Annotated in this window: 18 protein-coding genes and 3 tRNA genes; 10 read left to right on the top strand and 11 right to left on the bottom strand. The window is 45.2% G+C overall.

Annotated features, from left to right (window positions below):
- The first annotated feature begins 48 nt into the window (after nt 1-48).
- Together gldJ and MVI27_RS01740 are read left to right on the top strand one after the other, a co-directional pair.
- A complete protein-coding gene (gene gldJ, locus MVI27_RS01745; protein ID WP_246958963.1) occupies nt 49-1,656 on the top strand; it encodes a gliding motility lipoprotein GldJ in 1,608 nt (535 codons plus the stop codon).
- Nucleotides 1,657-1,721: 65 nt separating this feature from the next.
- Nucleotides 1,722-2,993: a UDP-N-acetylmuramoyl-tripeptide--D-alanyl-D-alanine ligase gene (locus MVI27_RS01740; protein WP_246958962.1), complete on the top strand. Its 1,272-nt coding sequence runs from the start codon at nt 1,722-1,724 to the stop codon at nt 2,991-2,993.
- Here the strand turns inward: MVI27_RS01740 and MVI27_RS01735 are convergent.
- Nucleotides 2,990-3,595 carry an NUDIX hydrolase gene (locus MVI27_RS01735; protein ID WP_246958961.1) on the bottom strand — a complete coding sequence of 202 codons (606 nt, stop codon included), beginning with the start codon at nt 3,593-3,595 and terminating at the stop codon, nt 2,990-2,992. The two genes, MVI27_RS01740 and MVI27_RS01735, sit on opposite strands and share 4 nt — an antisense overlap.
- A 33-nt stretch (nt 3,596-3,628) precedes the next feature.
- Between MVI27_RS01735 and MVI27_RS01730 the strand changes: the two genes are divergently transcribed.
- A complete protein-coding gene (locus MVI27_RS01730) occupies nt 3,629-4,015 on the top strand; it encodes an SRPBCC family protein (RefSeq protein WP_246958960.1) in 387 nt (128 codons plus the stop codon).
- Between the two features lie 46 nt (nt 4,016-4,061).
- Here the strand turns inward: MVI27_RS01730 and MVI27_RS01725 are convergent, their stop codons facing one another.
- From MVI27_RS01725 to MVI27_RS01710, 4 genes are all read right to left on the bottom strand, one after another.
- A complete protein-coding gene (locus tag MVI27_RS01725) occupies nt 4,062-4,757 on the bottom strand; it encodes an ABC transporter ATP-binding protein (RefSeq protein WP_246958959.1) in 696 nt (231 codons plus the stop codon).
- 207 nt (nt 4,758-4,964) lie between these two features.
- Nucleotides 4,965-5,041: transfer RNA gene (locus MVI27_RS01720), tRNA-Arg, on the bottom strand.
- A gap of 68 nt (nt 5,042-5,109) precedes the next feature.
- Nucleotides 5,110-5,184 (bottom strand) — tRNA-Pro (locus MVI27_RS01715).
- Between the two features lie 22 nt (nt 5,185-5,206).
- Nucleotides 5,207-5,290, bottom strand: a tRNA-Ser gene (locus MVI27_RS01710).
- A gap of 131 nt (nt 5,291-5,421) precedes the next feature.
- On the opposite strand from MVI27_RS01710, the gene MVI27_RS01705 reads away from it, so the two are divergent.
- From MVI27_RS01705 to MVI27_RS01695, 3 genes are all read left to right on the top strand, one after another.
- Nucleotides 5,422-6,450 carry an N-acetylmuramoyl-L-alanine amidase gene (locus MVI27_RS01705; RefSeq protein WP_246958958.1) on the top strand — a complete coding sequence of 343 codons (1,029 nt, stop codon included), beginning with the start codon at nt 5,422-5,424 and terminating at the stop codon, nt 6,448-6,450.
- Nucleotides 6,451-6,484: 34 nt separating this feature from the next.
- Nucleotides 6,485-7,888: an aspartate ammonia-lyase gene (gene aspA, locus MVI27_RS01700; protein ID WP_246958957.1), complete on the top strand. Its 1,404-nt coding sequence runs from the start codon at nt 6,485-6,487 to the stop codon at nt 7,886-7,888.
- Between the two features lie 75 nt (nt 7,889-7,963).
- The gene (locus MVI27_RS01695; protein ID WP_246958956.1) at nt 7,964-10,879 is read left to right on the top strand and encodes a M16 family metallopeptidase; all 2,916 of its coding nucleotides are present in this window, start codon (nt 7,964-7,966) and stop codon (nt 10,877-10,879) included.
- Nucleotides 10,880-11,167: 288 nt separating this feature from the next.
- Here MVI27_RS01695 and MVI27_RS01690 read toward each other — a convergent pair whose 3' ends face one another.
- A complete protein-coding gene (locus tag MVI27_RS01690) occupies nt 11,168-13,309 on the bottom strand; it encodes a S46 family peptidase (protein WP_246958955.1) in 2,142 nt (713 codons plus the stop codon).
- A gap of 244 nt (nt 13,310-13,553) precedes the next feature.
- Between MVI27_RS01690 and MVI27_RS01685 the strand changes: the two genes are divergently transcribed.
- Both MVI27_RS01685 and MVI27_RS01680 read left to right on the top strand, forming a co-directional pair.
- Nucleotides 13,554-13,964 (top strand): hypothetical protein, encoded by a 411-nt coding sequence (locus tag MVI27_RS01685; protein ID WP_246958954.1) that lies wholly within the window; start codon nt 13,554-13,556, stop codon nt 13,962-13,964.
- A 98-nt stretch (nt 13,965-14,062) separates the two neighbouring features.
- On the top strand, nt 14,063-15,016 hold the full coding sequence (locus MVI27_RS01680) for a L,D-transpeptidase (RefSeq protein WP_246958953.1): 954 nt from the start codon (nt 14,063-14,065) through the stop codon (nt 15,014-15,016).
- Here MVI27_RS01680 and MVI27_RS01675 read toward each other — a convergent pair.
- The 3 genes from MVI27_RS01675 to MVI27_RS01665 are packed head-to-tail and all read right to left on the bottom strand — an operon-like array spanning nt 15,004 to nt 18,484.
- Nucleotides 15,004-15,552, bottom strand: a complete 549-nt coding sequence (locus tag MVI27_RS01675; RefSeq protein ID WP_246958952.1) for a hypothetical protein — start codon at nt 15,550-15,552, stop codon at nt 15,004-15,006. The two genes, MVI27_RS01680 and MVI27_RS01675, sit on opposite strands and share 13 nt — an antisense overlap.
- Nucleotides 15,542-16,861, bottom strand: coding sequence for a retropepsin-like aspartic protease (locus tag MVI27_RS01670; protein ID WP_246958951.1), 1,320 nt, complete (start codon nt 16,859-16,861; stop codon nt 15,542-15,544). The genes MVI27_RS01675 and MVI27_RS01670 overlap by 11 nt, the downstream gene beginning before the upstream one ends.
- Before the next feature lie 21 nt (nt 16,862-16,882).
- Nucleotides 16,883-18,484, bottom strand: coding sequence for a S8 family peptidase (locus MVI27_RS01665; protein WP_246958950.1), 1,602 nt, complete (start codon nt 18,482-18,484; stop codon nt 16,883-16,885).
- A gap of 265 nt (nt 18,485-18,749) precedes the next feature.
- On the opposite strand from MVI27_RS01665, the gene MVI27_RS01660 reads away from it, so the two are divergent.
- Nucleotides 18,750-19,892 (top strand): DegT/DnrJ/EryC1/StrS family aminotransferase, encoded by a 1,143-nt coding sequence (locus tag MVI27_RS01660; protein ID WP_246958949.1) that lies wholly within the window; start codon nt 18,750-18,752, stop codon nt 19,890-19,892.
- Nucleotides 19,889-20,911: a UDP-glucose 4-epimerase GalE gene (gene galE / locus MVI27_RS01655; protein ID WP_246958948.1), complete on the top strand. Its 1,023-nt coding sequence runs from the start codon at nt 19,889-19,891 to the stop codon at nt 20,909-20,911. The genes MVI27_RS01660 and galE overlap by 4 nt, the downstream gene beginning before the upstream one ends.
- Nucleotides 20,912-20,966: 55 nt before the next feature.
- Here the strand turns inward: galE and MVI27_RS01650 are convergent, their stop codons facing one another.
- Both MVI27_RS01650 and mltG read right to left on the bottom strand, forming a co-directional pair.
- A complete protein-coding gene (locus tag MVI27_RS01650; protein ID WP_246958947.1) occupies nt 20,967-23,480 on the bottom strand; it encodes a TonB-dependent receptor in 2,514 nt (837 codons plus the stop codon).
- A 107-nt stretch (nt 23,481-23,587) separates the two neighbouring features.
- Nucleotides 23,588-24,622, bottom strand: coding sequence for an endolytic transglycosylase MltG (mltG, locus tag MVI27_RS01645; RefSeq protein ID WP_246958946.1), 1,035 nt, complete (start codon nt 24,620-24,622; stop codon nt 23,588-23,590).
- Between the last annotated feature and the right edge of the window lie 10 nt (nt 24,623-24,632).

Below are 24,632 nucleotides of genomic sequence, written 5' to 3'. Positions count from 1 at the left end.
AGTCTTTAAAATTTATTTTCTTTGTATCTTCTAATTATATATAAATTTATGAACAAATTTAACCTCTTTCCCTTATTGTTACTGATGGCATCTGCACTTGTTATTAGTTGTGGGAGCGGAAATAACACTAAAAAAGGTGGGGGAACAAAAAGGTTTATCAGTAAAACCGGTTGGAAACCTAACGATCCGAAAGGTTGGTTCTTTAGCGGTAAGGAACAAAAGCAAAAAGGGTGGCCAGGTATGGTATATGTGGAAGGAGGAACTTTTACTATGGGTATGGTAAAGGATGATGTGATGCACGATTGGAACAACACGCCGAAAAGAATGCAGGTAAGCTCTTTCTTTATAGGTGAAACCGAGATTACCAACTACGAATACCGTGAATATGTAACCTGGCTTAAATATGTATTTCCACCGTCTGATCCGAACTATAAGGATATTTATACAGGTGCGCTGCCAGATACTTTAGTTTGGAATAATAAATTGTCACGTAATGATTTTGCAGAGACCTATTTTAGATCACCGGAGTTTGATTATTATCCGGTAGTAGGTGTTTCCTGGTTGCAGGCGTCGCGCTATTGCGAATGGTTAACTGATCGGGCAGCAGAAAAAACTTTGATGGATCAAGGAGTGCTTTCCAAAGACTTATATCTTAATGAAAGCAATAATGTTGGTGGTTCTGCTTTTAATTTGGACAAATTTAAAGGCAATGATCCCGAAATGCAAGCCTACATTAATACGCAGCGTCTCCAGCAAAAAACGGGAATCAAAACCACTAATCAAAGAATTCTTGCCGCGAACCGCAATGCCAATGCAGGTGTTGTAACCAAATTCCGTCTTCCGACAGAAGTGGAGTGGGAATTCGCTGCCCTGGGAATGCAGAAAGAACGTGAGTATAACCTCTTCACCAATAAAAAACCGGAGATTGAAAAGCTGAAAGGCAAGAAAGGCCGCAACCGCGGAATGTACCTGGAAAACTTCAAACAGGGGCGTGGTGACTACTCCGGCGTGCCGGGTTGGAAAAATGATGGTTCACCAACCACTTCTGATGTTCGCCAGTATCCGTCCAACAACCTGGGTATTTACGGAATGTTCGGTAACGTGTCCGAATGGACCGCTGACGTGTATCGTCCGATTATCGATGAAGAAGCAAGTGACTTTAATTACTACCGCGGAAATGTAAGCCGCGCTGTTGTGAAGAATGCAGATGGCACCGTGAAGAAAATCGACGAAGTAAAGTATGATACGCTGGCTGACGGGCGCTTGGTGTACAGAGGGCTTCCGGGTCAGTATGAGCGCGAAGTGGTAGCGGATAACCGCAACTTCCGTGATGGTGACTTCCAGTCTTCACTTGATGCAGGGTACGGCCGCGCAGAGGACAGTTCTACGGTTGGATACAACATGTACAACTCTAAGCAAAAACGGTTCTTCGTGGATGACCGCGGACGTGTGATTCTGGAGAAAGATAATTCTATGCGCACCACCCGAATTTCAAATGAGGTTCGTGTCATCAAAGGTGGTTCCTGGCAGGATGCAGCATACTGGCTGGATCCGGGACAGCGCCGCTACCGTGATGAAGGTAAAGCATTTGGCTGGGTTGGCTTCCGGGTCGCTCAGGATGCTAAATCCAACTCCAAAGGACGCACCAAGAGATAATATCTCAACCGTAAACAACTTACAAATCCTTCCCGCTTTCGGGAAGGATTCTTTATTTTTGCAGCATGAATGCAACTGCTTTTTATCCGCTTTTTTTGGAGTCTTCTTCGGTAACTATTGACAGCCGTACGGCACAGCAAGGTTCTGTGTTTTTTGCGTTTTCGGGTGAAAACTTTAATGCCGCTGAAAAAGCGCAGGAAGCGATAGCAAACGGAGCCATGGCTGTAATTGTCGAAAGGGAAGAGTTCAGTGATCCCAAGCAGCATATTTATTTTGTGCCGTCCACGTTGCAGTTTCTTCAGGATTTAGCCAGGCATCACCGTGCGCAACTGTCAATTCCGGTTATTGGCCTGACCGGCAGCAACGGCAAAACGACAACCAAAGAACTGATGCACGCCGTTCTCAGCCGCAAGTTCAACGTTCAGTACACAAAAGGAAATCTGAATAACCATATCGGTGTTCCTTTAACGGTCTTAAGTATTCGCCGGCAACACGAAATGGCGGTTGTTGAAATGGGTGCCAACCACCAGGGAGAAATCGCTTTTCTGTCCGGGCTGGCAAGACCAACCATCGGTTATATCACTAATTTCGGAAAAGCGCACCTCGAAGGATTTGGCGGTTATGAAGGTGTAATTAAAGGAAAGTCGGAGTTATATGACTTTTTGAAGGAGAACCAACAGACACTTCTTATAAATAATGATGACCCCTTACAGCAGGAAAAAGCAGGGGAGTACGCAGATACGATAAGTTTCGGAACCGCTGCCGGAAATTATATTTTTGAACCAGTCAGTCAGCCACCTTATGTGGGTCTAAATTATAATAATGAAACTGCGGTGTCGCAACTCACCGGGAAGTATAATTTTACGAATATGGCGGCGGCGGCGGCGTTGGGTTTACATTTTGGAATCGCTTTCCCCGAGATCAAGGCTGCGCTGGAAAAGTATACGCCAACCAACATGCGCTCTCAGTTATTAAAAAAGAATAACGCCACCTGGGTTTTGGATACCTACAACGCCAACCCAAGCTCGATGCGTGAGGCGCTTCAGAATTTTTCGCAATTCAAAGGGACTAAAATAGTGATTATCGGGGATATGCTTGAATTGGGAACGGAGGCAGAAACCGAACATCAGCAAATACTTGATTTAGCACAGGAACTTAGTTTCGAATCAATGTTTACGGTAGGAAAGCATTTCGGAAATTCCCATGGAGCCACAAAGCATTTCGATACCGTAACTGAATTGGGGAATTATCTGAAAAAGCACCCGCTTACCGCCGAGAATGTTTTGGTAAAAGGTTCACGCGGGATTGCGCTCGAGAAAATTCTGGACCTGGTTTAGCAGTAATTCCAGTACTGATTCAGGATAAGTTTTATGTTTTCAAAAGTACCGGGAAACACTTCCTTCTGGATCTGTTGTTCATTTTTCCATTGCACATCAGAAATTCCTTCTTCCGTTTGGGGAACAGGCTCGGCGGAGCCCAGATATTTCATCTGAAACCAGTGGGTCGTTTTCAAAACCTTGGTTCCGTTGCGTTCGGTATAAATATGAAAGGTGGTGTTTAAATATTCTTCCAGCATCAGATCTTTCAGCGCTGTTTCTTCTTCAACTTCCCGCAGGGCAGTTTGTTCCAGCGATTCACCGTCTTCAATTTTTCCTTTCGGCAAGTCCCAGCGACCGAGACGCTGAATAAAAAGTACTTCCTTTTTTTGGTTATAGACCACACCGCCGGCTGCTTCGATCACTTTGAACATATGGGTGAAATCTTCCCACATTTCTTCGATATTATCAGCGTACACATTCAGCTCCGGACACGAAGTATTCTCTAAAAGATCCACACCGATTTCCAGTGTGGCAAAACCTTCAAAACGCAGCTTTTTTTCAATATCTTCCGGATATTTACTCAGCGTCAGTTTTTTTTCATTCACAAAAACTTTATACATTTGTAAGGCTTTAATTAATACAAAAATATAAAAATGAATTTAGAAGGACGTAAGATAACAGTAAATAAATCGCCGGCTGAACTGGTTGAAATGCTGAAGAATCCCGAGGATTATAAAAGCTTAATGCCGGATTCGCTGCAAAATTTCGAGGCACGTGAAGATGGCTTTAAATTCAGCCTTAAAGGTATGCCGGAAATCGCCCTGAAGATTGCCGAAGTTAATGAGCAGCAGGCCATCCTGAAATCTGCCAATCCCAGCCTGGACTTCGAACTGCGAGGCGTGATGACTCCGTTAGATGCCAATAAAACCGAGGTTCAGTTGCTGTTTGAAGGAAAATTCAATCCCTTTATCAAAATGATGGTGGAGAAGCCTTTAAAATCTTTCCTGGAAACTCTTACAGATAATATCGAGAAACTGTAATTCGTCTTCTAAATCAATATATAAACTCCGGTCCCGCCGGAGTTTTTTAGTTGGTATAGGTGGCAAAAGCCTGTTCCAGACTTTCATATTTTCCTCGGAAATCCTCAATGCTCGTATCCTGGATCACCGAGCCTTTGTGCAACAAAATAACGCGCGTGCACAGTGCGTCCACTTCCTGCATGAGATGGGTGGAGAGCAGCACCGTTTTGTGCCTACCAATCTCGCGGATAACGCTGCGTATTTCCAGAATCTGGTTCGGATCCAAACCGTTTGTCGGTTCGTCCAGAATCAGCAGTTCCGGCTCATGCAGAATGGCATGTGCCAGGCCCACGCGCTGACGGTATCCCTTGGATAACTGCCCGATTTTTTTGTTTCGCTCCGGCTGCAGTCCGACCAGTTCGATGACTTCCTGAACCCTTGTAGTCTGTACCTGATGGAGCTGCGCTGCAAAACCCAAAAATTCCTGCACGTACATATCAGTGTACAAAGGATTATTTTCCGGTAGGAATCCTATTTGTTTTTTAGTTTGTTTGGGATTAGTGCGAATATCTGCCCCGTTAAAAATAATCTCACCTGCTTCGATATCCAGCGCGCCGACGATCGATTTCATCAACGTGGATTTTCCGGCACCATTTGGACCCAGCAAGCCGATGATTTCATGACGATCGATGGTCAGATTGATTTGGTTAAGTGCCGTCTGGCTCCCGTAGTTCTTCGTTAGGTTATTAATCTGAAGCGACATTTATAAGCAGTTTGCGCAAAGGTACATAAAGACGGGTACAATTTCGATCTGCTACTTATACTCTAAAATAATTTTCCAAAGTTTCTTTGCAACCGTTTTTCCGCCGGTTCTGAGGTAAAACCAATGTAGAATTTAGCTGTTGTTTCTGAAAAGAGAATATAAACGGTAAACATAAAAAAAAGAGAAACCTAAAAAATAGATTTCTCTTGGTGAGCGCGCCAGGATTCGAACCTGGGACCGTCTGCTTAGAAGGCAGATGCTCTATCCAGCTGAGCTACGCACCCTTCGTGCTTTAAAAAGTGTCTACCAACAGGGTATAAACTAAAAAATTCCCGAAGGAATTTTTAAATTGTCGGGGCGGCAGGATTCGAACCTGCGACCTCCTGGTCCCAAACCAGGCGCGATGACCGGACTACGCTACGCCCCGAGAAAATCAGTCCAAAGGATTGCGGAGAGACAGGGACTCGAACCCTGGCGACGGTTGCCCGTCGACAGATTAGCAATCTGCTCCGTTACCACTCCGGCACCTCTCCTTGCAATATTTATAAGAACGTTTCCTCTGTAATTGCGAGTGCAAATATAGAAGAGTTTTCATTACAAACCAAAACTTTTTCCTAAAAAATAATTGTATTTTTGACTTAATAACCGATTAATCACAGAATATATGCGTAAACCATTCGCGCTCATAGCTTTAGGAATTTTAACAATTTCCTGCGGTACTCAGAAGCCCGCGAAGCAACCTGTAAAAAAAGCACCAACCACGGTTAAAACACCAACCCCGGCGCCTAAACCTAAAGCCGAACCGGTCCAAAAACCCAAAGTACAGCGGCAGGCAGGAGCGGAGTTTTTCCGGGAAAATATTGCAGAACGAGGCAAGAACGATAACACCGCCAGCTACGGTTCTATCGTCACGGCGGAAACACCAGGGTACAAAGTGGTGAAAGATTACTTCCCGGCAATTGCGCAAAATTTCCGTCAGCGCTATATTATTCTGCATTACACTGCGCTCGATCATGAGAAATCCGTTCGCGTACTCACCCAGCAGGCCGTCAGTGCCCACTATTTGGTAAATGAACTCGATGATAATGAAATCTATCAGTTGGTTGATGAAAACAAACGCGCATACCACGCAGGGATCAGTGCCTGGCGAAATGACCGTAATTTAAATGATACCTCGATCGGTATTGAAATTGTCAATGCAGGGTATACCACTGATGCCGGCGGAACGAAGATTTTCACACTGTTCCCGCCGGAGCAAGTGGATAAAGTGGCCTCCCTCGTAAAAGATCTCGCAGAACGATATATGATTCCTGCTACCAATATCCTGGGGCACTCCGATATTGCACCAACGCGCAAGCAGGATCCGGGACCTACATTCCCCTGGAAGCAGCTATATGAAAAACATCAGATCGGGATGTGGTATGATGAAAGCACCAAAGATCTTTTCATGCAGACCGCGATGACAGAGGATTATGTGCAGCAAATGACGGTACCTTCTTTTGTTTTTAAAATACAAACCGCACTTCGCGATTTTGGTTATGATGTCAACCCGACGGGAATATATGACGATGCAACCAAAAAAACAGTGGAAGCATTCCAGTATCATTTCCGGCCGCAGAATTATTCCGGTATGGTGGATGCGGAAACCTGGGCAATTCTGCAGGCACTGCTGCAGAAATATCCGCGTAAATAAAATTAAATTATAACTCTATACAATTCCTGCTTTTATGGAAAACTACAGAAATGAAAGTGATTTGCTGGGCACACTTCAGGTTCCGGTACAAGCATATTATGGCGTGCAAACGCAGCGCGCGATGCATAATTTCAAAATATCAGGGCAAACCCTGTCTTCCTATCCGCACATGATCAATGCGCTGGCCGCAGTTAAGAAAGCTGCTGCACAGACGAATCATGAATTAGGCTTGCTGGAAGAAGAACTGTTCCGCGATATTGTCAAAGCATGCGACGAACTCATGAGCGGTGAACTGCATGATCAGTTTCCGATTGATATGATTCAGGGCGGTGCCGGCACTTCTGTAAACATGAATGCCAATGAAGTGATAGCGAACCGGGTACTCGAAATGATGGGCCACCAGAAGGGTGAGTACCAATACTGCTCTCCCAACGACCATGTAAACCTGTCGCAGTCAACCAATGATGCGTATCCAACAGCGCTTAAAATGGCTTTATTAACCATGAACGCAGCGCTGGTTCAGAAGCTTGAAAAAATTGTGCAAGCCTTCCGCGAAAAAGGGAAGGAGTTTGCCGAAGTGATTAAAATGGGGCGCACCCAGCTGCAGGATGCGGTTCCGATGACGCTGGGGCAGGAGTTCGAAGCCTTTGCTGCTACCTTAGAGGAAGATATTTCAAAACTCAACGCCAACGCCGGTTTGTTTGTGGAAATTAATATGGGTGCTACCGCTATTGGAACCGGCTTAAATGCACCGGTAGGATATGCAGTAAAATGTGCGGAAAATCTCGCTGCGATCACCGGTTTCCCGATCGTGTCCGCACCGAATCTGGTGGAAGCTACGCCTGATACCGGCTCTTATGTAATCTATTCTTCTGCATTAAAAAGGCTGGCAGTCAAGTTATCGAAAATCTGTAATGACCTGCGTTTACTGGCGTCGGGCCCGCGTGCGGGTTTGTTTGAAATCAATCTTCCGGCGATGCAGCCCGGTTCTTCCATTATGCCCGGTAAAGTGAATCCTGTAATTCCGGAAGTAGTGAATCAGGTATGTTTTAAAGTAATCGGGAATGATCTTACCGTAACCTTCGCTGCGGAAGCCGGACAATTACAGCTGAATGTGATGGAACCGGTACTGGCGCATTCCATTATGGAAAGCATCAATTTCCTGGGGAATGCAATGGACACGCTGCGTGAAAAATGTATCACCGGGATCACCGCCAATAAAGATATCTGCCTGCAGATGGTGCGCCACAGTATCGGAATTGTGACGGCGCTGAACCCCTATATTGGGTATAAAACCTCCACGACGATTGCAAAGGAAGCACTTGAAACCGGAAGAAGCGTTTATGACCTCGTTTTGGAGCGCGGTATCTTATCTGAAGAAAGACTCAATGAAATTCTTGATCCGGTGAATATGCTGAAACCGCATCAGCCGATGTAAATGACAAATAAAAGCCGGGCTAAAGAGAAATACAGGTCGGCTTTTCTATATAAACCAAACCATAAAAACTTTTGCATGAAAAAAATCATTACCACCTTAACCCTGATTGGAACCCTGATGATGACCAACGCACAGCAATTTGAAACCAAAACCGCAACAGACCCTGCCGGTTACCGCTACGAAACGGTACTGAATGATAAAACCGGCGTACGAATCTATACGCTTAAAAACGGCCTTAAAGTGTATCTGGCAAAAAATGATGATGCACCCAGAATACAAACCTATATTCCTGTTCGAACCGGAAGCAATAATGACCCGGCAAATAATACCGGCTTGGCGCATTACCTGGAGCACATGATGTTTAAAGGAACTTCTAAACTCGCCAGCTCCGACTGGAACAAGGAGAAACCCTTGCTGAAAAAGATTTCGGATTTATACGAGCAGCACAAAGCCGAGAAAGATCCCGAAAAGAAAAAGGAGATTTATAAACAAATCGATGCGGTATCTCAGGAAGCAAGTAAATATGCACTTGCCAATGAATATGACAAAGCCATCTCCTCCCTTGGGGCGAGCGGAACCAACGCCCATACCTGGCTGGATGAGACTGTTTACAAGAACAATATTCCCAACAATGAACTAGAGCGCTGGCTCAAAGTAGAAAAAGAAAGATTTTCGGAACTTACTTTGCGTTTGTTCCACACAGAACTGGAGGCAGTGTATGAAGAGTTTAACCGCGCGCAGGACAATGATGGCCGCCTGGTAAACTACGAATTGATGGACGCTTTGTTCCCGACCCATCCCAACGGACAACAAACCACCATCGGAAAATCCGAGCACCTGAAAAATCCTTCCATGGAAGCGATTCACAAATATTTCGATGAATATTACGTGCCTAATAATTACGCAATGGTGCTCGTAGGTGATCTGGATTATGACAAAACCATCAAGCTGGTCGATCAGTACTTTGGAAGTTTTAAATACAAAGATTTACCAAAAAAAGCGAAAATTACCGAACAGCCGATGACCAAAATTGTGGAGCGTACCGTCAAAAGTCCATCCACGCCACGTTTGCAGCTTGCCTGGAGAACCGATTCGTACGGAACACAGGAAGCGCGCCTGGCAGATATGGTGGCGAACATCCTCACGAACTCCGGCGAAACGGGACTGATTGACTTAAATATTAATCAAAGCCAGAAAGCGCTGAGAGCGGCTGCTTACGAATCTGCGTTCAAGCAATACGGCGGCTTCTCCATGGTGATTGTGCCTAAAAATGACCAAACCCTGGACGAAGCAAAACAACTGTTGCTCGCGCAGCTCGATCTGGTAAAAAAAGGACAGTTCCCGGACTGGCTCATTCCGGCGATTGTTACAGATATGAAAATTCAGCGCATGAAAACCTATGAAACGGCAGATGGTCTGGCCACCAGTTTATACGGTGCCTACATTAACGACCGCACGTGGCAGGATGAACTGAATGAAATTAATGAATACGAAAAAATCACCAAAGCAGATGTGGTGAAATTTGCAAACGATTTCTTCAAGGATAATTATGTGGTGATCCGCAAAGAAAAAGGTGTAAATGATAAGTTAGTACGCGTGGAAAATCCCGGTATTACACCGATTAAACTCAACCGCGACAGCCAGTCCGTTTTCCTGAAGGACTTGATGAGTACAAAATCCACCGACATCCGTCCCGAGTTCATTGACTACAACGCGGTGATTAAAACCGATAAAATTGCCGGCAAGAAAGCAAGTTTCGTCCATAATAAGTACAATGATATTGCCCAGGCTTATTTTATTTTCCCATTCGGCAGCGACAATGATAAGGAACTGGCGCTGGCAGCACAGTATCTGGATTATCTCGGCACTGAAAAGCTAAGCGCAGAAAAACTGAAGGAAGAATTTTTCAAACTTGGAATTTCGCATAACATCCGTGTGATGCCGGATCAAATCCGCGTTTCGCTGAGCGGACTGGAGCAGAATATGCCAAAAGCCATTACCTTATTAAAGGACTGGCTGAGTACCGCCAAGGCCGATCAGGAGGTTTATCAAAAAACCGTCAATACCATTCTGGAAAGCCGCGAAGTTGCGAAAAAGGACAAAGGCCGCATTATGGCTGCATTGAGTAATTATGCAAAATATGGCAAAAATTCCCGCTTTACCGATGTGATTTCTGCAGAGCAAATGAAAACCATGAATCCCGCACAGCTTACAGCGAAAATTAAAGAAATGCTGGCGATGCCGTATGAGATTTTCTTTTACGGACAGGATTTCAATTCATTTAAGAATTATGCGAAACCTTTCATAGAAAAAGAAACCAAAACAGCACCGGCTAAGAAAGTTTATCCGGAACCGGCAACCCAGAACCAGGTCTATTTCACCAATTATGATATGGTGCAAACGGAAATGGCGCGGGTGGCCAAAGGACCGGTGGTTAATCTGAACAATTTCGGAAAGATCAGCGTTTTCAACGAATATTTCGGGCGCGGATTGTCCTCCATTGTTTTCCAGGAAATCCGCGAGAGTAAGAGCTTGGCCTACAGCGCCTACGTTTCCTATGCAACTGCCGCAGAACTGGGGTATGCTGATTATGTAACTACCTATATTGGCACACAGGCAAACAAACTTCCGCAGGCCGTACACGCGATGGATGAACTGATGGCAGATTTACCGCAAATCCCGGCACAGTTTGAAAATGCGCGCAACTCCGCGCTGAAACAGATTGCCAGCAGCCGCATTACGAGAACCAATTTATTCTTCAATCAGTTAAACCTGAAAAAGCTGGGTGTGGATTACGACATCAGAAAAAATCTCTATGCTGAGATTGAAAACCTGACCCTGCCGGAACTTACCGATTTCTACAATAACCAAATGAAACCGATGAAGTACAACACGGCCATCATTGGCAAAAAAGAAAACTTGGATATGGCTGCACTTGCTAAACTGGGCACTTTCCATGAAGTGAGTCTGGAGGAGATTTTTGGGTATTAATTTTATTTAAATCAAATGGAAGCCGCTTGTAATTAAAGCGGCTTTTTTTATGTTATATTTTATTTGGTGAGGTAAAATCAGGTGATTAAACGATACTAAAATGGGCGATTTTCAGCTTGAATCTAAATCTGCTTTTGTGCACCTTTGTTCCAGTCAAATGATGAAACTAATAACCGTGCGAACCTGATCGCGGACCACGCTCCGGTCTTGTCGCAACCTGACGAGTTCAGGTATAAAAACCTTGAAGCATTTGCTTCAAGGTTTTCTTTTGTACTTACTTAATATAGATTATTTCACAATCTTCATCTCGTTCAGCAGCCATTTGGCATCTGCGTATTTATCAACAATAAACAGAATATATTTGGAATCCACCATAATGTTTCGGCTGAAGCGCGGATCGAAGTTAATGTCGCTCATCGTTCCTTCCCACTGGCGGTCGAAATTCAGGCCGATCAGATTACCCTCTGCATCCAGTGCCGGAGAACCGGAATTGCCGCCGGTCGTGTGATTCGTGGCCGTAAAGTTAACCGGAACATCACCCGTTTGATCCTTATACATCCCATAATCTTTGGTATTGTACAGGTTAACCAGCTTGGCCGGCACATCAAACTCGTAATCGCCTGGAACGTATTTTTCCATCACGCCGCTTAGGTGCGTTTGGTAGCCGTAATATACAGCGTCACGCGGATTACTGCCTTTCACCTGTCCGTAGGTGACACGCAGCGTAGAGTTGGCATCCGGGAAGAACTGGCGGTCTTTGTCGGTTTCCATTTGCTGCGCCATGTATGTTTTCTGCAGTGCATCAATTTGCTGCTGCAGCGCATTGTATTTCGCTTCTGTATTTACCGCGTACTGGTTACGGATTGCAGCAGTCAACTGGATCAGCGGATCGTTTTTCAGTGTTTTAATGAGTTCCGCCTGGTTTGCAAATACCTTATCAATATCAGAAATCGTAGTAGCGCCATTCAGGCTGCCGCGTCCGCTCACGATAGAATTGCGGGACCAGTTTTCCACGGTTTCCAGGTTTTTCTTCCCGTCGCTGAACTGATCAAATCCTGCCGGCAGGAACTGCTTGGGTGTTTTGGCATTATATAAAGCCAAAAGCTCTGCGGTTACTTTTGCGTCCAGTTCGCCGCTGTAGTCGCGGTAGATGTTCGTCAGGCGTTTTTTAAAGTTGTTGAGTGACTGCTCATTCACTTTGCCTTCCTCGTAACTCTGAATATAATTAATGAACTGGCTCGCCAGCGAAAGCGTCTCCGCGTTGCGCATTAGTTCACCGAAGTAAGCACGGTTCAGGGCATACGGACCTTGCTCGGTGTACAAGGCATTCAGCTGGTCAATCGTCTTGCTGATCGCCGGGTTTTTGCCGGCCAGCATTTGTTCATATTGCTTTTTCTTCCCGACCGCATCAGATTTTTTCAGGCCTTCCACTTCGCCGATCCACTTTTTCCAGTAGTTGGCAACCGAAGCATATTTGGAGGCGTACTTAATACGCGTTTCATCATCGGCGCGCATCTTTTCGTTCAGAATCTTCAACGCTACTTCACGCACAGAAATCATGGCCGGATCGGTTTCATTCATGATTTTTTCTACTGCGATGGCCGGAAGATATTCGGTAGTTCGTCCCGGGAACCCAAATACAAAAGTGAAATCGTTTTCCTTTTTGTCCTTAATGGAAATCGGCAGGAAGTGTTTTGGTTTGTAGGGAACATTGTCTTTGGAATATTCCGCCGGCATATTGTTTTTATCGGCGTATACGCGGAACATAGCAAAGTCGCCCGTATGTCTTGGCCATGTCCAGTTATCCGTATCCGAACCAAATTTCCCGATGGAGCTCGGCGGGGCTCCTACCAGACGCACATCCTTAAAGGTTTCAATAATATACGCGTAGTATTTATTGCCGTAGTACACTGGTTTCACTACGGCTTTCTGCCAGGCTTTTAATTTAAAACCGGCCTTAACTTTTTCAATGTTGGCATTGATTTTATCATCTGCCGCTTTTCCCTGCAGTTTTTGTGTACCCTTGAGCACTTCAGCAGTTACCTCGTGAATATCTGCAATAAAGTCTACCGTAACACCCGGGTTCGGAAGTTCAGCTGTCATATTGCTGGCCCAAAAACCATTGCTCAGATAGTCATTTTCCACAGAGGAGTGCTTCTGAATCTGGCCGTAGCCGCAGTGGTGGTTTGTCAGCAAAAGTCCCTGAGGCGAGATCATTTCAGCAGTACAGCCTCCGTTGAACTGCACAACCGCATCTTTTATACTTGGTTTGGACGGGTCGAAAATATCTTTGGCAGAAATTTTCATTCCCAGTTCCTTCATTTCTTTTTCATTCAGCTCCGTGGGAATCCACATGCCGCCGTATTGCTGTGCAAAAGCCATGACAGCCGGAAACAACAGCGCCGAAAGCAAAATATTCCTTTTATTCATTGTTCAAAAATTTGCCTAAAAATAAGAAAATTTACCGAGTTAATACGGTTGTTCGTTTGAGCTGGATACTCTTAAGCTAAAGTATAAAATCACTGATGATTCTAAGTTCAAGCTATATGTTCATTGAAAGTTGCTTGAACATTCTGTCTGGAAGTGTCATCTTTATATAATTTCATAAATCTTTTATGAAACTTCCTACAGTTGCATACAATTTGCCTTTCATGTGGAATTAAAAAATACACTGATGGAAAGTATTTATACCCAGCTTTTTGCCGCTTTTGCTTTGGCCATTCCCGTGGCCTGTGTTGCATGGACGGTCACGCACGAAGAGATTTTCCGTGAGCCTCGTGAATATTGTGTAAAACGGTCCCAAAACTCAGCAACGCTCCTGAAACGCAAGTTTTTCTACCTCTTTACCTGCGAGTACTGTTTTAGTCATTACGTCACGGCATTCTTTTTAATTGTAACAGGATTTAAATTGTATTTCGAAGACTGGCGCGGCTATCTGCTGTCCTTTTTCACTGTGGTGTACATCGCCAACCTGTACATGAGCCTGTTCGGATTCCTGCGTCAAAACCTGAAAGCTGAAAAAATAGAAGCGAAACTGAAAGATACTGAGCTCAAGGAAGTTATTAAAGAAAAAGAAAATAAGTAGCTGTTTTTTATTGTACCATACCTGAAATCCTGTGGCTGTCACCGGATTGTTTTTTCCGTTCTGGTCTTAAAATTGTAAAGCCTTGTGAAAATAAAATTATGAAGAAGGATCTTGTCAAAGTTTTTAAAAGTGTCATCTGTCTTTCGTTGTTTTCAATGTTGATGATGCAATGTAATAAAGAAACAACGCCCGGTGGCCCGAATCCGGCAGAAACTGCACGGCAGGATTCCATCGCAAAAGCCAAAAAAGAATCCCTGATTCAGGATTCCATTGAAAAGAACCGGATCACCTACCGAACCATTATTTTCCCAAAAAAGAAAAAGGATTCGGTAATGAAAGCGTTTAATGAAGAGTTTGATAAAGACCAGCAACGCATTATACTTGCTCTGAACCGGCTGGACATGGACAATAAATGGCGTGCAGATACGCTTTCTGTTCCCGATAAATTTGACGAAACGCTGATGCGCTATTCTCCGTTTCCGGCCCACATTGCAAAGTTGGATAAGGTGGACAAGATTGCATTTTTCTCTTATCCTATTCAGGCGTATGCGTTGTATGAGCACGGTAAATTAGTGAAATGGGGGCCTACCAGCATGGGCAAAAAAAACGCTCAGACCAAGCGCGGACTCATGTTTGCCAACTGGAAGAAAGAACTCGCTATCTCAACTGTGGAAAGCGACTGGAAATTGCCCTATAACTTTAATATCCATAATACGCTGGGCATCGGCTGGCATGAGTATGACCTGCCCGGCTATCCGGCTTCGCATTCCTGCCTGCGTTTGCTGCATGATGATGCAAAATATTTATACAATTGGGCAGACACCTGGGTACTTAATAAAGGCGGTGCCACTGTCAAGGCAAACGGGACGCCGGTCATAGTCTTTGGTGATTATGGCTGGGGACAGAAAAAGCCTTGGAAGCACCTGGAAAATGAGCCGGAAAGCAATATCGTTTCTGCCGATGAACTGAACAGTCTCGTCGACGAACATTTAGACAAAATCCTTGCTGAACAGGAAAAACGCCACGCTGTGAAAAGCACTCAGTCCGCCTGATCAGCAGCATGATCCCGCTCAAAACGGATGATGCTTTCCTCTGCAAATTTCCTCAAATGCTGCATTTCTTTCTTTGCACTTAGTTTTCCGATCCTGGAGGCGATATAAGTGGCCGCCAGTAACCCGAGCATGACGAAAGACACCGGAAGCGCCCAGGGGAAATCGTCGCTTTTAATTTGTCTTTCCACAAACCACAGCGTGAAGAACACCATCCACAAAATCGCCAGGATGAAATATAAGAACATGAAAAAAGTCCAGACCGCGGAGGTAGGTCCGAATATTCCCGTGATTACTGTTTTTCGTTCATCCTCATCCTGTTCCGCCCGCAGGGTCAGGCAGGGTTTCCAGTACGCATCTTTATCAGTTTTTGCACAAATGATGGATATTTCGGTATTGATATTACCGGTATAGGCTCGCTCGTTTTCCTGAATATAGGATTTAAGATACTGCGCGTAATTTTCTTTACTGATGTCGGTGTGTATTTTAAAGCGGGGTCGCGAACGGATGCTGTCCAGAATGCTTTGTTCAATCTTCATAGGGTAATGGGTCTTTCAGTGTAACGGTGGATTTCAGGAGTTCGCCGGCACGTCTTACTTCAAACCGGAGCTGCGTGCCGTCTTCGCCCTTCAGTAAATCATTGATTTTTTGCAGGGTCATGTTGGCGGTTTTTTGCCGGTTGATGGTTTCTATCTGATCATTTTTCCGAAGGCCGGCGGTATCGCAGGGCGAATCTTTCCGGCAGCCGGCGATGGAATAAACAGGCTTTAAAACAAAATTATAACGAAATACATCCTGACTTTCATAAACAGGATTTTGCTCACCGGCGGGTTTCACCTGAATGCGAACCACATCCTGCTGCCACTCCATGCCGCTATGCTGTACTTCCAGACCGCTGCTGTTGAACCGGAACGGATCACGGTAATGGCTGTTCTTTTTTAAATACAAGTGCTGATCAGGATAATCAAAAACGATGGTGAAACGGCGCAAAATTTCATTGCCGATGGAACCGGAGCGGCCGGCAGCCATTTTCAGATGTTCCAAGGAAGTACTGTCCGGGAAAGCAGCCAGTGGTTTATTGAAATGAAAATCACCGATTTGCACATTTTTAATCCGGCTTCGCTGCCCGTAAATATCTCCGTTAAACCCGCGGCCCAGATAGTCGGTAAAAATGACGGCCGCGGAAGGAAGAAGCGCGCGGTATTTTGGGAAAAGCCAAACCCCGTCACTGTTACCGAGGTCCAGCAGCATTTTAGTATCATAAAAATCGTCGCGGACAGCGGATTGTGTTTGCAGGTAAGGTTTATTTCCTTCAATGCTGAGGTCGAATCTTTTAAAGCGAGCCAGATTCCTGGGGAGGTGTTGCGGTTCTTTATATACCGTAATTTTCCGTCGGCCGTAATCTATTTGCACCGGATGGTTTTTAAAGAAATGATAGCCGATAATGCCGTGTACCGGAATCCCGATATGTGAGGAAAAATTGATGCTTTCATCCGGAATCACATAAATGGTATGATCAGGATCCTGCAGTGATTTACCAATCATTAGCGTGTTGTGCACAGCGCGCAAACCCTCCAGTTGGCGGCTCTCGCCGAGACCGGAAAATTTAATTTTCTCTACTTCTTTTAGATCGAGTGTCTCGTCACCGAGACTAAATAAGATTGTTTCGCTGACACCCGAGTCCAGCAAAAAAGTGAGCTGCGTTCCGTTGACCGAGACCGGAATCAAAATCAGGTTATTGATAAACTGAAACTTAATGGTTGTTTTCCTGTCGCTCAGCACCGAAAAGCCCGGCTGTGCAAAGCCGCGGGTAAAGCAAATCAGTGAAAGCAACAAGAGCAGTTTCATATCGTGAGTGGGTCTGTTTTTTTATTTTTTAACCATCTTTTCAATGACCGTTTGCGACGCTGTTGAAATCTTTAGAAAATAAATTCCGGCTGGCAGATCATTTACTTTATATTCATCGGCAGGTTCAAATGTTTTGATGCGCTGCCCCAGTGTATTATACAGTTCGATACCTTTTACTTTTTCTGCCGTCTTCACACCGAAAGTGTGGTCCACCGGATTCGGATACAGTTGTATTTTGGCTGTTTGCAATTCAGAAACATTCAGTTGACTTTGTTGCCGCGCTTTTTCAAAATTTAAAATTCCGTATCCCTGTTGTGCATTCGTATTTGGGTAAAGAGAGGCAGTCTGCCGCAGCGTATTTTGCAAATCCTGCAGCGGCTTGTCGGGAAACGCCTGGATCAGGCAGGCAATTCCGCCGGCGGCGAGCGGTGTCGCAAAAGAAGTTCCGCTGCCGTACGTCACAGAGTTATTATAGGCAATTGCTGTATTGGAGCCCCGGGCGCTGGCATCCGGTTTAATGCGGCCGTTGGCATTTGGCCCGTAAGAGGAAAATGAGGAGCTGCTGCCTGTGGAGGTTACCGAGCCTATGGTGAAGACCTTCTCATTGTCACCCGGTGTCACAATTCGTTTCCAGGCGTTGGTTCCTTCGTTGCCGGCAGCGGTCACCACAAATATTCCTTTTTCCACTGCAATCTGGGCTGAGCGCGCAATGAAAGACGTAGTTCCGTTCATGTCCGCAAATACAAGGTTGTAGCGCGGGTCATCAAAATCATAATACCCCAGAGAGCTTGTAATGACATCAGCGCCCACCCGGTCGGCTTCTTCGGCGGCCTGCGCCCAGTACAACTGCTCTTCCGGGATTTCGTTTGCAGCATCTTCGGTGGCATACAGATAAAAATCAGCGTCGGGTGCCGAACCGGCAAAGCCATTTTGAATGTATCCGCCGATGACACCAAGACAGTAGCTGCCGTGATTGTTGAGCGAAGTACTGTAGATATTCGTCGATTTATTAATAAAATTATAGCCGCCTTTTATCTGCCCGCGGCTGCGCAAACGCTCGTAGGCGGAGCCGGTATTAACATAGGGAAAACCGGTATCCAGCACGGCGATGGTCATTCCCGCGCCAGTGAAACCTGCCACATGCAGCGGACGCAGGTTGACCTGAGTGATTTGCTCCAGGCCTTGTCCGTAATTAAATTCCGTTTTACTGACGGTACGGTTGAATTCGTCGAACTTATTTGTTTTTTTCCAGACCGGAACGGCGCCGGGATGTTTAATAAAACTTTCGACTGCCCGCACAAATGACAGCGCGGCCAGCTGCGAAATCTGGGAAGCAGTGGCCTGCACTGCGACACCGTTCATCCATTTTGACTGGTCTTTTACCGTAAAGCCGAGATCGCGAACGGCAGCGATGTAAGAAGGCTCTATGGGCACATCCTGATCATTCAGCGAAATTCCCAACCGCGAACGGCGATCCAGCGATTTCTGGCTGAGCTCCGTTAATGGCTGCTGATAAAAGCTGGCTTTGTTCGGTTTGTCCTTAAAATAAACAAATACCAGTTCTGTTTGTCCAAAACTGTTCAGGGAAGCTGCGATAAGAAAGAAAAGGATCAGTCTTTTCATGAGGAATTGATTGGGTTTAATAACAAATGTAAATAATCTCTCAATAAAATTAAAGAGATATTTTCGAATTTGTATTGATGTAGCCTGATTTTACTATAATTTATTTTTGAATAGCCCCCTCCCTTGCGGATTATTTGTGAGCATTTGTAATTTATTCAGATTAAAATCAAAAATACAGTCGCTCGTTTTACCTGTTAATTGAAACCGCTGTGAATAAAAATTTTATCCAAAATTTAAATTTGCTAAATTTGAGCAAATATTATTTATGAAAAAGATTCAGATGGTTGACCTGGTGAGTCAGTATTACAAGATAAAACCTGAAGTGGATAACGCAATGCTGAATGTGCTGGATTCGGCATCTTTTATTAATGGTCCTGAAGTAAAATTCTTTCAGTCCGAACTCGAAAGCTATCTCGATATTCCGCACGTAATTCCGTGTGCCAATGGTACTGATGCGCTGCAGATTGCACTGATGGCGCTGGATCTGAAAGAAGGCGATCAAGTAATTACGGCTGATTTCACCTTTGCTGCAACAGTGGAGGTAATCCATCTGCTGAAACTGAAAGCTGTGCTGGTGGATGTGGATTATGATACTTTCACCATGGATACCGAAAAGCTGAAAGCGGCTATTACTAATAAGACAAAAGCGATTATTCCGGTGCACCTTTTCGGACAGTGCGCCAATATGGAAGCCATCCTGAAAATTGCCAAAGAGCATAAGCTGTACGTGATTGAGGATAATGCACAGGCCATTGGTGCTGATTATACCTTCAGCGATGGTACGGTTAAAAAATCCGGGACCATGGGAATCATCGGTACCACTTCTTTCTTTCCGTCCAAAAACCTGGGTTGCTATGGAGACGGTGGTGCGATTTTCACCAGTGATGATGAACTCGCGCACAAAATCCGAGGCATTGTGAACCACGGGATGTACGAAAGATATTACCATGACGAAGTGGGAGTAAACTCCCGACTGGACAGCCTGCAGGCTGCGGTGCTGAGAAAAAAGCTGCCACTGCTGGATTCCTACAACGAGGCACGCCGCAAAGCAGCAGATTTTTATGATGAAGCCTTTGCCGGACACGATCAGATTCTCACGCCGGCCCGCGCTTCTTATTCTTCCCATGTTTTCCACCAATACACGCTGCGCATCCTAAACGGAAAAAGAAATGAGCTGCAGCAATTCCTGACCGAAAAGGAAATTCCGGCGATGATTTATTATCCGGTGGCGCTTCGCAAACAGAAAGCGTATTTCCAGGAAAGTGATGATGCTGAGTTCCGCAATACGGACCGTTTACTGGATGAAGTGATTTCTTTACCGATGCATACCGAACTGGACGAAGAACAGCTGAAATACATTACCGATGCTGTGCTGGAGTTTATGGAAAAACAGAACACGGACGCATGAGCAAAACGATTTTAGTTACCGGCGGATTGGGTTATATCGGCTCGCATACCGTGGTGGAACTGCTGGCGAGTGGATTTGAGGTGATCATCGTAGACGATTTGTCTAATTCTGAAAAGTTTATTCTTGATAATATTGAAAAGGTAGCCGGGAATAAACCTATTTTTTATCCTTTTGATTTAAAGCGAAAAGAGCTGCTGGCGCAGCTGTTTGAAGCTCATCAGATAGACGGCTGTATCAATTTCGCGGCGTTCAAGGCAGTAGGAGAGAGCCAGGAGAAACCGCTGGATTATTATGAGAATAATTTGTTTTCCTTAATTAATATATTACAGGAATTTAAAAACAGAAATATATCCAATTTCATTTTCAGTTCCTCCTGTACCGTGTACGGCCAGGCAGACGAAATGCCGATTCACGAAGAAACGCCGCTGAAGATGCCCGAATCGGTGTATGGCAAGACCAAGCAAATGGGCGAGGAAATCCTGAAAGACTTTGCAATTGGCTACGGCCGCAAAATTTCTTTGTTGCGGTACTTTAATCCGATTGGCGCCCATCCTTCAGCTTTGCTGGGTGAGCTTCCGATTGGTGTACCAAATAACCTCGTGCCTTTTGTTACCCAGACGGCTGCCGGAATCCGCGAAAACCTCTCCGTATTCGGAGATGATTATCCGACGCCAGACGGCACTGCCATCCGTGATTATATCTATGTGGTAGATCTGGCCAAAGCACACGTGAAAGCTTTGCAGAAACTCCTGAATGAGGCCGAAGGAACCGTGATTGATATCTATAATCTGGGAACCGGAAAAGGTTCATCCGTACTGGAAGTAGTTCATGCCTTCGAAGCTGCAAATGACGTAGAAGTTACGTACAAAATCTGTGACCGCCGCGCCGGCGATATTACGATAGCTTACGCGAATGCAGATAAAGCTGCCGCAGAGCTCGGCTGGACGGCCGATACGCCGCTGGAAGAAGCTTTGCGCACGACCTGGCAATGGCAAAAATATCTGGAGTCCAGAAATTAAAAGGTTTTAATTCAAAATAAAGCAAGCCCCGAAATATTTCGGGGCTTGCTATTTATCACATTGGCGGCATCTCGTCGTCGCCCATTTCAGCACGGTCATTACGCGGCTTGCGTTTCTGTTCCACTTTATCACCCTGTTTAAAACGGTAGGTAAAGGACAGATTCACCTGTCGCGGATTCCACTTCATTGTAGTTTCGCGGATAAAGGTCGGGTTGATCTGCGTACGGTTGAAACCTCCGGTGTTGAACAAGTCCTGAACATTAAAGGTAAATGTTCCGTTGCCGTTCCACACGGTTTTGGATAGTCCCAAACTGGCCATATACATTGGTTCGCGCTCACTGGCTGCCGTTTTTTCGCCACCGCGGTAAAAGCCTTGTAGCTGTACGCTGAATGTTTTGTCAATTCTGAACGTGTTGCTCAATCTGGCACGCGTGGAAAAACCTGTTCCGGCATAATCTATCGGCTCATCAACATAGGTTAAGTCATCGAAAACACCTTCTACTTTATATCCGTACAGATCCACACTCCCCATAATTTTCCACCATTTGAAGAGGTCTGCGGTTCCGTTGATATCCAAACCATAACGCTGCGCCTGGCCCACATTAAACGGCATACTCATGAAAAAACGAGGGTCATCTGCATCTCTTTTCACAACGATTTGCGTTTCTCCACTGGTGTGGCGGTAATATACAGTTGGGTTAATAGTGATGCTCTTCTTTTGGAAAGCGTAACCCACTTCGAAAGAGTCAGTGTATTGCGGATCCAGATCCGGATTTCCCTGGAAGATGTTTCTTCTGTTCGAAATGCTGTTTGGGAAAGGCGTCAGGAACCAGGAACGCGGACGGTTGATCCGGCGGCTGTAGTTCACCAATAGTTGATTGTTTTTTTCGCCCAGGTCATAACTCAGGAAAACGCTTGGGAAGAAATCAACATAGTTTTTGTTTTTATCGAAACTTTTGCCTGCCTGATTGCTGAAGTCAATATCCAGATTAGTAAACTCCGCACGCAAACCAAGCTGATAACCGAGCTTTCCGGTTTTGCTCTTAAACTGTCCGTAGAGTGCATTTATCTTTTCATCGTAGCGGGAATCACCGCTGAAATCAGGCAGTACTGCAACTACGCCGGCACTGTTGAAATCGTCCGCATTCGTAAAGCTGTATTTGTTGTCATTCGCATCCAGGCGGTAACCTGCTTCAATTTTCGAGGCTTCCCCAATCGGAAGCTCATAATCTATCTTGCCAATATAGGTAGTACTGCGGTTATTGTTAAAGGAAGTGCTGTTGTACGGAAGGTCGAAGAGAACGGAATTATCCACATTCTCATCTCCGTTCGACTTGTTGGACTGGGCACTGAACGAAACAGAAATCTGGTGGCCCTGCTCATTGAATTTATGGTCCAGACCCACATCTCCCTGCAGCGCAGTGGATTCAGAATTTCCTTTGCTTAAGGTATTTTCAGCACGAAGAAGATTCATATTACCGTCATAGGCAATATTCTCCACCGTGTTCTCATTGTTGTTATTAAAAGTTCTGGCCAGCACGGACAGGTTTACAGATGTTTTTTCCGAAAGATCGCGGCTGAATCCGGTATTAATATTATAGAATTCGCTCTTACTGTTGCTAGTACTGTTAGAGGCTTCAAAATCAGTAGCCTGTCCATTCAATAAATTGGTCGTAAAGGTGTCATTTTTACCTTCACGCTCGCGGTAACCGCCGCCGCCGTTCACAAACCAGATCCAGTCGCCGCGTCTCCAGCTTAAGTTGGTGTTCAGGCTGGTTTGTGGTAAATACCCCAGGGCGCCTGTTACACTTCCGTTAAACCCAACGCGGGCTGTTTTCTTTAAAATAATATTTAAGATCCCTGCCGTTCCGCTGGCTTCAAACTTCGAAGATGGATTGGTAATCACTTCAATCCGCTCAATTTGCTCCGCCGGGATAGATTGCAGGGCGTTCGCGCCATCATCAATACCCAGTAAAGAAGAAGGTTTTCCGTTGATCAGGAATTTCACATTCGAGCTTCCGCGCATATTTACCGTTCCATCTGCATCTACTGAAACAGAAGGAACATTATTCAAAACATCCTGCAGGTTTCCGCCCTTGCTGATCACATCGGTTGACGGGTCATATACTTTTTTGTCCAGTTCCACGCGGTACGGCTTGGAGCTGGCTGCGGTAATGGTGACACCCTGGATATCCTGCGTTTTCGTTAATGTTGCGGAACTTTCGCTTTCAATGGTAAAGGAACCCAGGCTGCCGCCTGTTCTGATATCCCGTGCTACGGTACTCTTTTTATAATCAATAGCTTCAATGATTACATCATAATTGCCCGGGACCAGATTAAGCTGATAGTTTCCTTTCTCATCGGTCAAAGCAGCATCGCTGAACATTTTATTGGCCTTGTTACTGAAAGTAACTGAAGCGTAGGGAACCGGCTGGTTCTGCTTGTCCACAATTTTCCCATTGATGTTTAATTTTTCCTGTGCGAAGGCCAGACTCGCGGCGCTCAGCACAAAAGTAAGACCCAGGGCCCGCTTTCTCACGACGGTTGAAATCTCAGTTTTGTTCCTCATATAGATAGTTTAAAGTATACAGATTGTCTTTTCCTTAAAAAGTTAAATCCAGTTTTCACGCAAACAGCGATGAATAAAGGGTTTTTAACATAATATCAAACAGCGCCTCACCGGATGTTTCTGGCATTCAGCCAGTCCTGGTATTCTTTGGCATTGATGGCATGCTCTTCTGCACTCGCCGTAAATTTGTGATAACCCGGCCGCGCGGGATCAGCGCACATATAAATGTGATTGTTATTTTCCGCATTCAGCACAGCTTCTACCGAAGACTGGTCAACCACGCAAATCGGCCCCGGCGGAATTCCGGCAGAATAGTAGGTGTTATAAGGTGATGGTTCTCGCAGGTGTTTATAAAAAACTCTTTTCAAAGGCGGGTTTTTAAAGTTTTCTGCCTTGCTGACAGCGTAAATAACCGTTGGGTCACTTTGCAGTTTCATCCCTTTGCGGTGGCGGTTCAGGTACAGGCCGGCCACAGTTTTCATCTCATCGGGCTTGCCGCCGGTTTCTTTATAAACTAAAGAGGCAAGTGCATACACCTGCGCTCTGGATAAACCAAGTTCTTTTTCTTTCTGAAGTCTTTCCGGTGTCCAGAAATCTTCATATTGTTTTTCGAAAGTTTTGAAGAATTCCGCGGGCGATACGGTCCAGAAAAAATGATAGGTATCGATAAAGAAATATCTCTTCAAATCTTCTGCATCGCTGAAACCTTTCTCCACGGCGATTTGGTTCAGTTCTTTTGCGAAGGTGGCAGAATCCGCTTCCGTTTTCTTGGCTACGCGTCCTACCATCTGGTACACGCTGTAAAAATCACCAATCCGGAATTTATCTTCTGTCTGGTTTCCGGCTTTGATCATATTGACGAGATCGGTATTTCCGGTGCCGGCATTTATTTTATAGCGCCCCGCCTTAAATACCCGGTCCATATTTTTATCTTTTGCCACTTTTTTAAATGCTTCGCGGTCTTCCACGTAGGGAGTAATGCTGTCCAGGATGGAGGCAAAAGTAGCCGTATGCGGAATCAGCACGTATCCTTCTTTCGCGACGTTATTAGCAAAATAAAGCTGGTAATAACGATATCCGAAGAAAGCAGCAACCGCGAAAACAACCGCTATCACGGCAAGCAGCACTTTACTGTATTTCATACAATCTCAA

The sequence above is a fragment of the Chryseobacterium salipaludis genome (assembly GCF_022968825.1).
GTDB lineage: Bacteria > Bacteroidota > Bacteroidia > Flavobacteriales > Weeksellaceae > Kaistella > Kaistella salipaludis.
The sequence above is the reverse complement of the archived record's forward strand: the minus strand, read 5'-3'. Positions and strand labels throughout refer to the sequence as shown.

Bases quoted from the DNA above. Each gene is read 5' to 3' on its own strand.
- MVI27_RS01730 (WP_246958960.1), top strand. From the start codon at position 3,629: ATGAATTTAGAAGGACGTAAGATAACAGTAAATAAATCGCCGGCTGAA.
- MVI27_RS01675 (WP_246958952.1), bottom strand. From the start codon at position 15,552: ATGAAGATTGAACAAAGCATTCTGGACAGCATCCGTTCGCGACCCCGC.
- MVI27_RS01670 (WP_246958951.1), bottom strand. From the start codon at position 16,861: ATGAAACTGCTCTTGTTGCTTTCACTGATTTGCTTTACCCGCGGCTTT.
- MVI27_RS01685 (WP_246958954.1), top strand. From the start codon at position 13,554: ATGGAAAGTATTTATACCCAGCTTTTTGCCGCTTTTGCTTTGGCCATT.
- gldJ (WP_246958963.1), top strand. From the start codon at position 49: ATGAACAAATTTAACCTCTTTCCCTTATTGTTACTGATGGCATCTGCA.
- MVI27_RS01690 (WP_246958955.1), bottom strand. From the start codon at position 13,309: ATGAATAAAAGGAATATTTTGCTTTCGGCGCTGTTGTTTCCGGCTGTC.
- MVI27_RS01650 (WP_246958947.1), bottom strand. From the start codon at position 23,480: ATGAGGAACAAAACTGAGATTTCAACCGTCGTGAGAAAGCGGGCCCTG.
- galE (WP_246958948.1), top strand. From the start codon at position 19,889: ATGAGCAAAACGATTTTAGTTACCGGCGGATTGGGTTATATCGGCTCG.
- MVI27_RS01660 (WP_246958949.1), top strand. From the start codon at position 18,750: ATGAAAAAGATTCAGATGGTTGACCTGGTGAGTCAGTATTACAAGATA.
- MVI27_RS01740 (WP_246958962.1), top strand. From the start codon at position 1,722: ATGAATGCAACTGCTTTTTATCCGCTTTTTTTGGAGTCTTCTTCGGTA.
- aspA (WP_246958957.1), top strand. From the start codon at position 6,485: ATGGAAAACTACAGAAATGAAAGTGATTTGCTGGGCACACTTCAGGTT.
- MVI27_RS01705 (WP_246958958.1), top strand. From the start codon at position 5,422: ATGCGTAAACCATTCGCGCTCATAGCTTTAGGAATTTTAACAATTTCC.
- MVI27_RS01695 (WP_246958956.1), top strand. From the start codon at position 7,964: ATGAAAAAAATCATTACCACCTTAACCCTGATTGGAACCCTGATGATG.
- mltG (WP_246958946.1), bottom strand. From the start codon at position 24,622: ATGAAATACAGTAAAGTGCTGCTTGCCGTGATAGCGGTTGTTTTCGCG.
- MVI27_RS01725 (WP_246958959.1), bottom strand. From the start codon at position 4,757: ATGTCGCTTCAGATTAATAACCTAACGAAGAACTACGGGAGCCAGACG.
- MVI27_RS01680 (WP_246958953.1), top strand. From the start codon at position 14,063: ATGAAGAAGGATCTTGTCAAAGTTTTTAAAAGTGTCATCTGTCTTTCG.
- MVI27_RS01665 (WP_246958950.1), bottom strand. From the start codon at position 18,484: ATGAAAAGACTGATCCTTTTCTTTCTTATCGCAGCTTCCCTGAACAGT.
- MVI27_RS01735 (WP_246958961.1), bottom strand. From the start codon at position 3,595: ATGTATAAAGTTTTTGTGAATGAAAAAAAACTGACGCTGAGTAAATAT.